Raw genomic sequence first — 13,731 nt, 5'->3', positions numbered from 1 at the left:
CCTGTTTTAAAATTCTGAAACTTCTATTGTAAACGGTTGAGTGGATGTACTCTTATACATGACTGTGCGTACCGAAGGCCACGGCTCGTCCAAGTAATTCTCATCCGTAATTTTCATATGTACGGTAGAACGCTTGGAAGACTCAAAGCCTATACCGGTATCAAGAGGGCTGATGATGCGATTCACCTCCTCGCCTCCTTTCAGATATACCACATCTATAGATGTTCTGGAATCTCCATTCACTGTGGGAAATGAATAAACCGAAGCTCCAAAGCCGGTAGAAAGATTAGTGGAGATGGTCACATTTTCTGTAATACATTCTTTACTCTTTACTTTATAGCCTATTGCCACATTTGTAAAAGTGACATTCAACTGGTCAAAACGAGTGATAGCACTCAATTCCTCCTCCGTCTCTTTCGGCTGGAACACTGCTTGCCCGACTAAACGTTTCAATTCTACGTTGAGCGAACTGACCGAGTTATCTGAAGTAAAGCCTACGACATCCGAAATATAAACCGGCTTTTGAATATGAGCATCCTGATAAACTACCACTTTGGAAAGACTATCTGTATCCACCAGATGATCGGCATTTGCCACGATGAAGGTTTGCAGATTTTCTCCTAAAGGAAGGTCAACTTTTAAATCTCCATTATTTAAAGGGAGATTTTTTCCATATACCATGGAATCTTGCAGGTAGACATAAACACCGACCTCTGTAATTCCATGTTCAGCAAAAGTTTCAAGACTAGCCCTACTGAAAGAAACGCCAACCGGGTGGGTTTCGGGCACATTGGGAAGTTGTTCATTCGGTTTCCATTCATCATCCATTTGCTGTGAACAAGAACAGCAAAGCAGAAATGACAGAAGAAATAAACTTGCTAGATGTTTCATAAATATTAGTTTATATATAATTTAAAGATATGCAATTATTAAAAGAATAAAAATTCTATGCCCTTTTTCTTTAAAAGGCGGATTCAAGCCTAAGGAGGATTGGCTATTATAAGTGCTGGCTTCATGTTTCTCATTTGTTTAGATTTTCATTGTATATTAATGATGTTTTTCGCTAGAGTGAATTCTTTGTTCTTTCACCAGTGCAAAATTGAGGATTAAGCAAGAGAAGATAGAGTAAGATTTAGTAGAAAAGGAGTAAAAAACGGACTGGGGTAAAAAAGTGCCCCTCAAGTATAGCCATGTACAAAAAAGATATGCCCTTCAAGTGTTATCATAAAACACCTGAAGGGCATATCATCTAAATTCACCGCATTGAACGGAGAATTGCTGATTACCTATTTGTTCTGTGCATCGACTATATGTTGCACCAAACTATTCAAATATACCTCAAGATTCGTATATTGTCCATTCGGATCTTTCGTTTTTGTATTTCCATCTACGGGATTATTCGGATCAAGTCCGTTTTTTATTTCCCACTCATCAGGTATGCCATCACCGTCCGAATCTACCGGTGCCGAAAGACCTGCTATTGATAATTCTGGCCAGGGAGAGTCGCCTGTGTCTTTGGGGCTATTGATAAATCCGGGTTTATTTCCTTCTCCGGTGAAAGTTGCCGTTCCTTTCCGGGTGTCGGAGATGATACGTTTGTCTACTTCATCACGATAATTACAGCAACCTGCATAGTTCATTACCTGTTCATAAGCCTTGTCAGCCGAATAAGTAGTGATTACTCCAAAATCAAGAGGTTCTTTCAGACGGATAGATTCTTTGGCATCTTCTGTCCAGAGGAAATCTACTTTTTCATCATTCTTCAACTGGGCATAGACTCCGTCCATCCAGTTATCGGCAGTAACTTTGTTGTTTCCTTCTATCTTATTTCCATCAATATAGAAAGTTCCCCATTTCTGCAGGTAAGGTTGAAAAGCTAAGTTCTTTTTGGGTTCTCCATCAACGTAAACATAAGCTTGCGGATAAACTCCGACTTTGGCAATACGATATTGCACCTGTTTGGAAGCCTGTTTTGTTGCCGGTCCCGGTTTATAATAGTTATTGACGATATTGACATGCTGATCTTCCCCGCCATAGCAGCCGTTTCCAGCCCAGTTGTAGAAAACATTATTCCGGATATCAACACATTCGCCAAGAGCTAATGTAGAAGGACGAGGGCCCAGACGAGGCACGCGACTCTCACAGTGAGCGATCAGGTTATGGTGATAAGAAGCTTTATGTCCTCCCCAATTGCCTCCATATCCATGTGCCCCTTTTACATGAGTCGCTTTTCTTAATGCTTCAGAGCCAATACACCATTGTACCGTAGAGTTTTCCATACCATAGACGGAAAGACATTCATCCACACTCCAACTGACAGAGCAATGGTCTACCATAATATCCTTTTTATCACAGCCGCCCAACCCATCGGGTTCTTTCCCACTGACTTCTCCGGGGCGGAAACGAAGAAAACGGATAATTACATTATTAGAATTAATAGAAAAGCCATAATCAGCCAGACAGATCCCTCCGGGAGAAGTCTGTCCTGCAATGGTGAGATGATCTTTCCCTGTTCGTAATTCCGATTTCAGATAAATCGTACCTGCCACATCAAAGACAATCGTTTTAGGTCCATTTTGTTTCAAAGCCCAACGTAAAGTCCCCTGCGAACCATCGTCTTCCAAAGAAGTCACATGATACACTTTACCACCACGGCCGCCTGTCGTGTATCTACCGTGTCCTTCAGCTCCGGGAAAAGAGATCACTCGATCTTCCCGGACGCCTGTCTCCTGTTTTTCGGGTATGTCATAGGAAAAGGACATCATTCCTCCCGCAACCATTGCCAGCAGACAAACATAAACTAATTTTCTTTTCATTTCCTTATTCACATTATTAGATGATGGAAACAAAAGTAGTGGAAGCTTTTCATTCTGACATTCATTTTTTGACCGATATGGGGGAAAAATCAGTTTTTATGATAAGATTGAACAAATTTTAGATCCCCAATCGCTCTTTTAATAACCGGTAACCGGAAAGACTTACTTTTAGTTTCACGCCAGTCTTCAATAACAACTGATAAGTTTCTTTTCCGAAAAGCTCGACTCGCGAAATTTGTGTTACGTTGACAATCGTAGAACGATGTACACGAACAAAAGTATCAGGAGACAGATGGGTCTCAAAATATTTCATAGTTTGTTCTTTCAGATATTCTCCGGTAGGGGTTATCAACATTACATAATCTCCACAGGCTTGTATGTAGATCAGTTCGTCTGTCTTTACCAGATGAATGCGGGAACCGTCTTTCACCGTAATGCGATCTATTAATTCTGTCTGTGGTTCTCCTTGTTGTTCGGTCACAGTTAGCTGATGCGCAGCCAATTCTTTATCCAGTTCCTGATTCTGTACTTCTTCTTTAGTTACGATCAGGCGATACCATAAAGTAATGGCAATCAAGGTTGGCAGTCCGAACAGTAACCGGAAAGGTATTGTCTGCGCAAAAGGAATATAGGATACGCCTACAATCCTCACCATGATATCACAGATCATAAAACTACCCGCCAGCCATAACAGGCTTCCAACGATTATCATGATTATATCCGTCTGGAACAACGAAACAAGACCGACCACAAACCAGGCCAAATAGGCTATGGCTGCCAGCCAACCAATTGTTGCCACTCCATCTACCAGAGCAGGAAGATAGTCGTTTCCGGTATATCCACAGACTAAAGCCACCTGTGTCGCAACCAGAATCAACGCCAGCACCAGCATCGGAATCCAGCGGAATGGATAATCTATTATCGGATGTGCTTTCATACGCTAGTCTTTAACTTCCAAACCTCCGAAAGAAAGCGTTCCACGAATGACCAATATACTCTCCTTGTTTACATTCCCATTTTGCCAGCGTTTGTCATCACATCCTCCAAAGAAAGCATTGCATTTGAACACGACTGTCCAATCCGACGGGACATAAATCTCGACTCCTCCCCAACTGCAATCCAAATCAATATAGGTTTCTCCCGGTGCAATATGGGTATGGCGAAGATCAATAGTTGTTCCTCCGAAAGAGGTACGAATCATGGCTCCTTTAAACAACTCATCAAGTACTACGTGACGTGCAGCTCCCCAGACATTCTCCGAACGCAAAAAGCCATCTACTGATTCCGATTGTTGTTGCTCACTCTCAAAGTTCATGCCGGGTCTACCCTGATGCATCTTCATCCATTGCCGACGATGTTCCATTGTATGCTGACGAGCCCATTGCGCCCTCTTATTTCTGCCGGGTTTGAAGATAAATAAAATACCTGCTATTATCAGAGCGAGGGGCCACACCATTGCCTGTGAATTCTCCGGCAACCAGGAAAGTCCTCCTATCAGAAAATAGACACCCGCCAGAAAAAGGATGATTCCACCGATGAAATGGCGGCGAATCATTGCATATATACCTAATAATATAAGGAGTGAATGCCAGGATACGATCAAATCAAATACTTCTGAAGTTATCCATCCCATATTACGGGCAAACAGTAGAATCCCGGAAAGGATAAAAAGCAAAGCTATCAGTATTTTACCGGAAAAGCCTGTAGCGCGGGGAAAATTTTGTTTCTCTTCCATTGTTTCTATTATTAATTGATTAATGGTTCAAAGATACATCATTTCCCTATGCTTCCACAGGCTTTTCAGTTGATTTACGGTATAAATTCCGATGAATGCCGGATAAAAACCGGTGAAAAAATCAATTTATAAATCTCTGATTCGTATATTTGCCGGCCTTTAGAACACAAATAACACCCTTCAAAGCTAATAACTACACCTCGCAACAAACTAAAAAACAAAAAATACGAGGTGAAAAACAAATATTGCACATCACTATATCTTCATTCTCATACTTTTGTAGCGATGAATGAACTCTCATCGGGATTTTTATGAAATATCAAACAACAACCATTAATTAATAAACATGCAAAGAATGTCTAACAAAGTGAAAAACATGCGCTCCTTATTGCTAATACTATTTTCAGCAATATCGCTTAGCGTATCTGCGCAAACGATTACCGTAAAAGGTAACGTGAAAGACACCAGCGGAGAGCCTGTTATTGGAGCCTCTGTTGTAGAAAAAGGTAATACTACCAATGGTACGATTACAGATTTAGATGGTAATTTTTCTATTAAAGTTGATGGCAAAAAAACATTGGTTATTTCATACATAGGTATGAAAACTCAAGAAGTAGCCGTTCAAGGTAGAAAAACAATTAATGTACAAATGGTCGACGACTCGAAAGCTTTGGACGAAGTCGTAGTAATTGGTTACGGTACGGTCAATAAAAGAGATTTAACCGGTTCTGTAGCCTCTGTTAGTGCCAAAGACTTAGCTGCTATACCAGTAGCAAGTGCATCTGAAGCCCTTACCGGTAAACTTGCCGGAGTTAGTGTTACTACTACTGAAGGTTCTCCCGATGCAGATATAAAGATCCGTGTTCGCGGTGGTGGTTCACTATCACAGGATAACTCTCCTTTATATATTGTAGATGGTTTCCCTGTTTCAAGCATTAGTGATATCGCTCCCTCGGAAATTCAAAGCATCGACGTATTGAAAGATGCTTCTTCCACAGCCATTTATGGTGCCCGTGGTGCAAATGGTGTAATCATCATTACTACCAAGAGCGGAAAAGAAGGTAAAACGCAAGTAGACTTCGGTGCTTCTTTCGGTTTTAAACAGGTAACCAAACTGACTGAAGTCTTGAGTCCTTACGATTTCGTTGCTTATCAGCGTGAAATCGGTTCTCTGGATTATGGTAACTTTGCCGATATGGATATCTGGCGTTCTATTGATGGTACCGATTACCAAGACGAGATGTTCGGACGTACTGGAAACCAGCAACAATATAACATTAATGTAAGTGGCGGAACCAAGCAAATGACTTATAGTGTCAGCTATGCCCATAATGAAGAAAAAAGTATCATGCTTAATTCCGGCTTCAAAAAAGACAATGTAAATGCAAAAATTAAATCAGAACTGAATAAATGGATGACACTGGACTTTAACGCCCGGTTAAGTTACTCTACCATTGACGGTTTAGGTGGTGGTGCTGATACCAATGAATCCAATGCAGCCAATTCAACTGTGGCTAATGCTACCGTATTCCGTCCGGTTGATTCACTTAAATACAGTGATGACGACGAAGAAAACAGTTCGGCACAACAGAAATCTCCATTGGAACGTCTGCTTGCAACAGATAAAACCCGCAATACTTTCAACCAGAACTACAATGTAGGTTTAAACTGGAAACCATTCAAGAACTGGACATTCCGTTCCGAATTCGGATATGGATGGAAGTTTGACGATACAGAACAGTATTGGGGAGTAGATGCAGTATCTAATTCTAAATATGGATATAACGGTCAGCCACAAGCCTACCTGTTGAGAGAAAAGACGATGAGCTGGCGTAATGCCAACACATTGACCTATGATAACAAAAAACTGTTCAAAGGTCGTGATAAACTCAATGTATTGATCGGACATGAAGTAAGCAGCAGCCAAAGGAAATCAATCGAAAATGTATCTGTAGCTTTCCCTGTCACTATGAATTTCGATGATATGAAAGCAAATATGGGTTCGGGCAAAGCTTTAGCCAACCAATCTACCATTGCTGCAAAAGAAAACATATTATCATTCTTTGGCCGTGTAAACTATACCATGATGGATAAATACTTGCTTGCTGTTACAGTACGTGCAGACGGTTCGAGCAAGTTCGGTTCCGGAAATCGTTGGGGTGTTTTCCCGTCAGCAGCTTTGGCATGGCGTATCTCTGACGAGGCTTTCATGAGTAACACTCAAGACTGGCTGTCAGCTTTGAAACTACGTTTAAGCTTCGGTACTGCCGGTAACAACCGTATCAATTCCGGTTTGCTTTCCACCACTTACTCTTTGGGAGGTAATGATGCACGCAATCCTTTCTTCAACGGAGAAAGCACTACCATGTTGGAACATGGAACGAACTTATACAACCCCGATTTGAAGTGGGAAACAACAGTAACCCGTAACATCGGTATTGACTATGGATTCTGGAACAATCGTATCTCCGGTGCTATCGACTTTTACTGGAATACAACCAGAGACTTATTGATGCGTACTGAAATTCCTTCTCTCTCCGGATATAACTATCAGTACAAGAACTTCGGACAGACATCCAATAAAGGTGTAGAATTGTCTGTTAGTGCTGTTTTATTTGATAAAAAGAATTTCTCTTTGAACTTCAATGCCAACATTGCTTACAACCGCAACCGCATTGATAAACTGAATACAGACTCTCCCTGGCAAAGTAGTAACTGGTCAGGTAGTACAATGGCCAAATACGAAGACTTCCGCGTAGAGAAAGGCGGACGTTTGGGTGAAGTTTGGGGATATAAGACAAACGGTTATTATACCGTATATGATCCTGTCACCAACCCTACCGGCGAACTGGTTTGGGCAGGTAGCGAATGGGGATTAAAAGACGGAATGCAAGATAACAGTCCTACTATCACCGGTGGTAAATACTATCCGGGTGGTTTGAAACTGGAATGTGATAAAGATGGTAACCCTCTCAAACAACGTTTGGGTAACACTATCGCTCCTACAACCGGTGGTTTTGGATTCGATGGTCGCGTAGGTAATTTCGACTTCAATGTATTCTTCAACTACTCTCTCGGAAATGTAATTGTCAATGGAACAAAACTGGCAGCTTCTTTCCGTTCAGGTTCAAGAACCGGTTATAACTTAAACAATGATTTCAGACTGTCTAACCGTTACACATGGATTGATCCAGAAACTGGTTTAAACCTGTCGTCCAGCTCTACAGATGTCCTTAATACCTATGGAGACATGACAACAGCAGGATTACGTCTGAATGAAATAAACGCTAACGCCAATATGTACAATCCGGCCAGCGCTACTACCATGCAGCTGACTGATTATGCAGTAGAAAAAGCCTCATTCCTGCGTTTGAATAACATCACTATCGGATACTCTCTTCCGAAAACAATTGTGAGGAGAGCGTTTATGCAGAATGTGAGAATCTATCTGACAGGATATAACCTGTTCTGTTGGACTAACTACAGCGGAGCAGACCCTGAAGTCGATACAAGCAGTAAGAAAAATGCGATGACTCCGGGCATAGATTACGCCGCTTATCCTAAGAGCCGCACATTTGTGGGTGGTATTAACGTTACATTCTAATTAAAACATTAAACAGATTGATCGTATGAAAATATATAAGACATTATTCCTGGGGCTGGGGTTAATTGCCCTGTCTTCCTGTTCGGACTTCCTGAATCAGACCTCACCGTCTGAATTGGATAATGAATCAACTTTTAATAATGCCTATTATACAGAATTGGCACTTAATAAAGTTTACGGCAGCCTGACGCAAGACCAGACTTATTCTAACTTCCTGCCTATCATTGCCGGAACCAATACCGACTGTGAACTGATTGACGGTTTGGGTACGGATGCAAGCAACACGTCCAGCGAACGTGGTAATATGAACTACAACGCTAATCCGGGATGGTCACAACTTTCCAAAGTATGGGATGCCATGTACGGAGTAATCGAGAATGCGAATCTGGTAGTAGATGGTATAAACAATAGCCAACTGATACAACAAGCAGGAGCAACCCGTACCAGCATGATGAGATTCCGTGCAGAAGCGATGACATTGCGTGCGATGATTTATTTCGATCTGATCCGCTTGTTCGGTGATATTCCTTTCAAAACAGAATCTTCCAACAGCGACCTGTCTAATGTTTATATTGGAAAGGCAGACCGTGACGATATCATGGATGAATTGATAATCGAACTCGAGGAAGCTATCGGATATTTACCTTGGGCTGGTGAAGACGGTTATACAACCGAACATGTAAGCAAAGGCTATGCTCACGCTCTCTTGGCTAACATTGCAATGACACGTGCCGGATATGCTATCCGCGAACAAGCTAAAGACGGATATATCACCGGAGATAACAGTGACGCTACTTATCCTACTCAACGTTGCAGCGATACCAAACGTAGAGAACTATTCGAATTGGCCGAAAAACATCTGGCAGCTGTTGTCAGTTCAGGAAAACATAAACTGAATCCTTCTGTAGAAGAATACTGGCGTTTAATAAATATCGGACAACTAGATCAGACTTATCAAGAAAACCTGTTCGAGATTCCAATGGGACTGAACAAAAGTGGTGAGCTAGGATATACTATCGGATATCGTATAAACGGTGCCAGTTCCCTATTCGGTCCGAAAGGTAACTCATCCGGTAAGTTGAAACTGACTGCTCCTTATTATCTGTCGTTTGGCGAAGGAGATATCCGCCGCGATCTGACTTGTGCTATTTCACAACTTTCTACAGACAAAAACACCAAAGTATTTAAAGAATATATGTTAGGAAATGCTCCTTTCGGTCTTTATTGTGGAAAATGGGATTATCGTAAGATGATGGAAAACTCTGAATGGTACGCAGCTGTATTGGCCAGCGATCAGAAAGTTTGTTCCGGTATCAACGTAGTGAAAATGCGTTATCCGCAAGTATTGCTGATGTATGCCGAAGTTGTGAACGAACTTTATGGTAAGGGTGCAACAGCCGAAGGTTGTACATTAACAGCCACAGCAGCCCTGAAAGAAGTACACGACCGTGCTTTCACCGATGCAACCAAACGTGATGCTGCATGGACTGCTCTAATGGGAAAAGACTTCTTCGATGCAATTGTTGACGAAAATGCATGGGAACTGGCAGGAGAAGGTGTTCGTAAGTTCGACCTAATCCGTTGGAACCTGTTGAGCGAAAAAATAGACGAGTTCAAAAACGAATATACAAATGCAGTGTATAATGGTACATATCCACAGTATGTGAACTATAAATATCGCACGGACAATCCGATGTATATCGATATGACTTCTCTCGTATTTGGAGCTAAAGTAGGTGGAGAATATGAAAACAAGAGCTTCTTCGGTGCTGAAACCAGTGACAAGGAGCAAAAGAATCTGAAAGTAAACTTGCCTAGTATTTCTGGCGGATTGAACAAGGCTGTGAAGAATCGTTATTTATTGCCGATAGCTTCTACAACCATCTCTACCTCAAACGGTAAATTACATAACTCTTATGGTTATTCGGATTAATCTTAAAATCGTAAAATGATGAAGAATATAAAAAATATATTGGGAATGGGAGCTTTCATGCTCCTGGCCTCTTTGGCTGTATCTTCGTGTACAGAGAAAAGTGATTGGGATATTGACTCTTCCTATAGCCGTCCTTTCGGAACTGATGAAAACGGAATCAGTGTAGAAACAGACAGTAAAGTAGCCAGAGCGGTAGTAACTTGGAGCTCAACATCCAATACCGACTATTACATTATCGAGATTAGTCCTAACGAGATGACTGACGAGACTCCAATGGGATCAGAAGAAAATGGAAATATCGTTTATGGAAATGATCCTGCCAACCGGATCAAGCAGTCACCTTACACAATGGATAATCTGGCGGTAAATACGACTTATTATATGCGTATCAAGTCTATTTCCGGAGAGAAGGAATCTCGTTGGGTAAATTATAAAAAGACTTTTGCTTCAGTTAAGGAAGAAGCTATCCTGAATATCCCAACTACTGAAGACTTACCTGAAGGTCAAGGAAAAGTACGCATGTCATGGGAAGCCGGATTAGCAGTCGATCATTTCGAAATCATGGAAACGGGTGCCACAGAAGCAACTTCACGTATTATTTCGTCAACAGAAGCTGCCGCAGGTGAAGCATGGGTTGAAAATTTGAAGTCGTTCACTGAATACACGATTACTATTTATAATGGAAATAATCCGCGTGGTTCACAGACTGTTACCATCCCTGGTTTGGAAATCGAATCTACCATCAGTGATATAACAGCAAATTCAGCTGTATTCTCATGGGAAGAAACGGTGGATGTAGATGAATATGCTTGTGTTCTTTCTACCGAAGGAGTACCTGAATCAGGAACCCAATTATCACCAGCAGATATTGCTGCGCATAAGGTAACAATCACAGGTTTGGCTTCCAGTACGGAATATACGGCTTATGCTTTCGCAAACGGCTCTATATGTTCTCGTATCACCTTTACAACTAAGAAAGGTAAACCGACAGGTTATACTGAAATGACATGGGAAGATGCCCTTGCCAACTGGGATAATCTTTCAGGAAAAATATTAATCAATGTTTCCGGAACAGAAGGATTTGCACAAGAAAAAGAAAGCATTGCTGCCGGCGTGACTCACCTTATTTTCTGGGGTGACAGTCAAGACGGACAGGTTAATATGACTATTAAAAAGGGCGTAGGTGCCAGCGGAATATGTGATAAAGTAGAATTCCATAATCTGAATATTACCGATGAAGGAAATACAACCCTTATTTATCAAAACGGTGCTTCAGGTTGCATCAAAGAAATAGAAGTCACCTCGTGTACAATTACCAATATCCGTGGCATCGTTCGTATGAATGCAAGTACAAGTAATGCTATGTCTGTTACTATTGATGACTGTATCATCAAAGGATTGGGAAGAGCAGCAACATCCAATCATTATGGATTACTTCTTTCTGACAAGGTAACATTAACAACTCTCAACCTAGCGGTTTCCAATACTTCTGTTATTGTAGCCAAGGGAGCTTCTGCGTCTCAATTCATAAGACACAAGTCCGGACAAACCGGTACAATAACAATCAAGGATTGCACATTCTATGATATGTCAGCAAGTGATGCTTTCTGCAGAGATACAAAAGATATGACAATGACTATATCAAACACCCTGTTTGCCAAAGGTGGAGTTAAACCTTTCTACAACCCAAGTTCTGTAGCTACAACTCTAAACGTAAACGGCTTGTATAAGGCTTCTGACTTTGCATTTGGTGCTACCGACTGGGGAAAAGACTATACTAGTCTTCCTCTGACTTCCGATCAGCTATTCCCTAATGGCTCAAGTGAAGATTTGACTTTTGGAGCAGATGTTCCTGAAGAATACAGAGTCGGTGACCAACGTTGGAACAAATAACTAAATAAAACTACAAGGTTTTCCGTCAAGTCTGGAATTTCCATTTACTTGACGGAGAATCTTCTCTAAAAAGCAACAGATATTATGAATACAAATTCAATCAATACAATAAGTAAATACTTACTTCTGTTCTTGTTGATTCTTACAGGTGCTTCCTGTAATGACAACGATGATGCAGAAGATACAAGTATCCCTGTTCTGATTTCACAGAATATCAATGATGGTGATGTAGTAGGTCCGAGCGGATATGTAGAACTGACTTTCAGCAAAGCCATGCGTCAGGCTCCGGATACAGAAATATATTTCAACGGAGGAGTAGTGCGTGTATCCATCAACTACGAAAAAGTACGTTATACCTTCTCTGGTATGGAAAACAAAGAATGTACTTTCGAAGTTCCTGCCGGAGCATTAACGGATATGCAGGGAAGAGCTTACGACGAAGACTTCTTTTTAAGCTTTACTGCCAAATCTGAAATTTCGGGTGGTGGAAAAGTATTCGATGCAATTGTTGATTCAAAAGGGAATGGTGATTACACTACTCTCCAAGCCGCAATCAACGCCATCACTACCCCACCGACCAGTCCTTATAAAATCTTCATTGCCAACGGAACTTATAATGAATGTGTCCGAATCAATAAGAATAAACCATTTGTTCATTTAATCGGTGAGAGCCGCGATGGTGTTAAAATCCAGTTTGCAGTAAACCGTGTAGATGATTCAAGTAATGCTACCTCATGGCCTTATTCTATTTTCAACGAAAACTCACCAGCCCGCAAAGCCGGATATAGTGAAGACCAAAACACAGTAGTGTTGATTGAAGCCACAGATTTTTATGCTGAAAACATTTCAATCATCAATCTTTATGGTGCATTCTCAAATCGTCACACTGGTGGTTTAGGTAAAAACGGACAGGCAGAAGCCTTGATAAACCGTGAAGACCGCTTTGCTTTGAATAATTGTTTGCTTGTCTCCTACCAGGATACATGGTGGACCCGTTATTGGAACAATACAACCCCTCATCGTGCATACGTTTATAACTCATGGATTGAAGGTCATACAGATTATATCTGGGGAAGTGGCGATGTACTTATCGAAAACAGTACATTCTATAATACAGGCAATGACGGTGGTAGCGTTATAACTGCTTCGCGTACCAGTGAAAGCGATAAATACGGATATGTTATAAAAGATTGTACGGTAAACGGTGATGATACAAAATTCTCATTCGGACGTTCCCAAGCAACAACCACGAAAACTGTCTGGATCAACACCAAGTTGAAAATGGATATTATAGATTCGCACTGGGGATATGGTGGACAAATACCTACACTATATGCTGAATATAACACTATCGACAAGAATGGAAATATGATTGCGGAAAGTAAAACAATCACCTCCGGAAACGTTTCCTTCACGAGTTCAGTGCTAACAGCATCCGAAGCTGCTAAATATACATATGAGAATATAATAACTATTGACAGCTGGAACCCGAAAGAGTATATGGAAACTCCCCTTGCAGCACCTACCAATGTCAATCTGTCGGGAAACACTCTGACATGGGATGCAGTATCCGGTGCTGCCGGTTACCTCATCTTTATGAATGGTAACTATGCAGGGCAAACTACAGACACTACCGTTACACTGACTAACACTGACGAAAGCAATATTTATACAGTGAAAACTGTAAGCCAGTACGGTACAGTAAGCGAATAAAACCAATAAGATTTAATAAAGAGTTCTTTGTCACATC

At 41.2% G+C, this 13,731-nt stretch carries 8 protein-coding genes; 4 read left to right on the top strand and 4 right to left on the bottom strand.

Going from position 1 to position 13,731, the window contains the following annotated elements:
• Positions 1 to 6: 6 nt before the first annotated feature.
• From H8796_RS11115 to H8796_RS11100, 4 genes are all read right to left on the bottom strand, one after another.
• Positions 7 to 891: a hypothetical protein gene (locus tag H8796_RS11115; protein WP_004305286.1), complete on the bottom strand. Its 885-nt coding sequence runs from the start codon at positions 889 to 891 to the stop codon at positions 7 to 9.
• Between the two features lie 395 nt (positions 892 to 1,286).
• The gene (locus H8796_RS11110) at positions 1,287 to 2,816 is read right to left on the bottom strand and encodes a pectate lyase (protein ID WP_117934821.1); all 1,530 of its coding nucleotides are present in this window, start codon (positions 2,814 to 2,816) and stop codon (positions 1,287 to 1,289) included.
• A gap of 118 nt (positions 2,817 to 2,934) precedes the next feature.
• The gene (locus H8796_RS11105; protein ID WP_074556808.1) at positions 2,935 to 3,753 is read right to left on the bottom strand and encodes a LytTR family DNA-binding domain-containing protein; all 819 of its coding nucleotides are present in this window, start codon (positions 3,751 to 3,753) and stop codon (positions 2,935 to 2,937) included.
• Positions 3,754 to 3,756: 3 nt separating this feature from the next.
• Positions 3,757 to 4,551, bottom strand: coding sequence for a LiaF domain-containing protein (locus H8796_RS11100; RefSeq protein ID WP_117934743.1), 795 nt, complete (start codon positions 4,549 to 4,551; stop codon positions 3,757 to 3,759).
• 346 nt (positions 4,552 to 4,897) lie between these two features.
• Between H8796_RS11100 and H8796_RS11095 the strand changes: the two genes are divergently transcribed.
• The 4 genes from H8796_RS11095 to H8796_RS11080 all read left to right on the top strand — a co-directional run bounded on the left by H8796_RS11095 (position 4,898) and on the right by H8796_RS11080 (position 13,694).
• A complete protein-coding gene (locus H8796_RS11095; protein ID WP_004301515.1) occupies positions 4,898 to 8,155 on the top strand; it encodes a TonB-dependent receptor in 3,258 nt (1,085 codons plus the stop codon).
• A gap of 25 nt (positions 8,156 to 8,180) precedes the next feature.
• Positions 8,181 to 10,088, top strand: coding sequence for a RagB/SusD family nutrient uptake outer membrane protein (locus H8796_RS11090; protein ID WP_004301514.1), 1,908 nt, complete (start codon positions 8,181 to 8,183; stop codon positions 10,086 to 10,088).
• 15 nt (positions 10,089 to 10,103) lie between these two features.
• Complete coding sequence (locus H8796_RS11085; RefSeq protein ID WP_117934741.1) at positions 10,104 to 11,981, top strand: DUF5123 domain-containing protein; 1,878 nt, start codon at positions 10,104 to 10,106, stop codon at positions 11,979 to 11,981.
• 84 nt (positions 11,982 to 12,065) lie between these two features.
• Positions 12,066 to 13,694: a pectinesterase family protein gene (locus H8796_RS11080; protein WP_117934740.1), complete on the top strand. Its 1,629-nt coding sequence runs from the start codon at positions 12,066 to 12,068 to the stop codon at positions 13,692 to 13,694.
• The last annotated feature ends 37 nt before the right edge of the window (positions 13,695 to 13,731 follow it).

This window comes from Bacteroides sp. M10 (assembly GCF_014334015.1).
GTDB lineage: Bacteria > Bacteroidota > Bacteroidia > Bacteroidales > Bacteroidaceae > Bacteroides > Bacteroides intestinigallinarum.
This window is presented reverse-complemented; position numbering and strand designations above follow the sequence as displayed.

Coding starts and splice junctions, on each gene's coding strand:
- H8796_RS11100 (WP_117934743.1), bottom strand. CDS start 4,551: ATGGAAGAGAAACAAAATTTTCCCCGCGCTACAGGCTTTTCCGGTAAA.
- H8796_RS11105 (WP_074556808.1), bottom strand. CDS start 3,753: ATGAAAGCACATCCGATAATAGATTATCCATTCCGCTGGATTCCGATG.
- H8796_RS11090 (WP_004301514.1), top strand. CDS start 8,181: ATGAAAATATATAAGACATTATTCCTGGGGCTGGGGTTAATTGCCCTG.
- H8796_RS11085 (WP_117934741.1), top strand. CDS start 10,104: ATGATGAAGAATATAAAAAATATATTGGGAATGGGAGCTTTCATGCTC.
- H8796_RS11080 (WP_117934740.1), top strand. CDS start 12,066: ATGAATACAAATTCAATCAATACAATAAGTAAATACTTACTTCTGTTC.
- H8796_RS11110 (WP_117934821.1), bottom strand. CDS start 2,816: ATGAAAAGAAAATTAGTTTATGTTTGTCTGCTGGCAATGGTTGCGGGA.
- H8796_RS11115 (WP_004305286.1), bottom strand. CDS start 891: ATGAAACATCTAGCAAGTTTATTTCTTCTGTCATTTCTGCTTTGCTGT.
- H8796_RS11095 (WP_004301515.1), top strand. CDS start 4,898: ATGCAAAGAATGTCTAACAAAGTGAAAAACATGCGCTCCTTATTGCTA.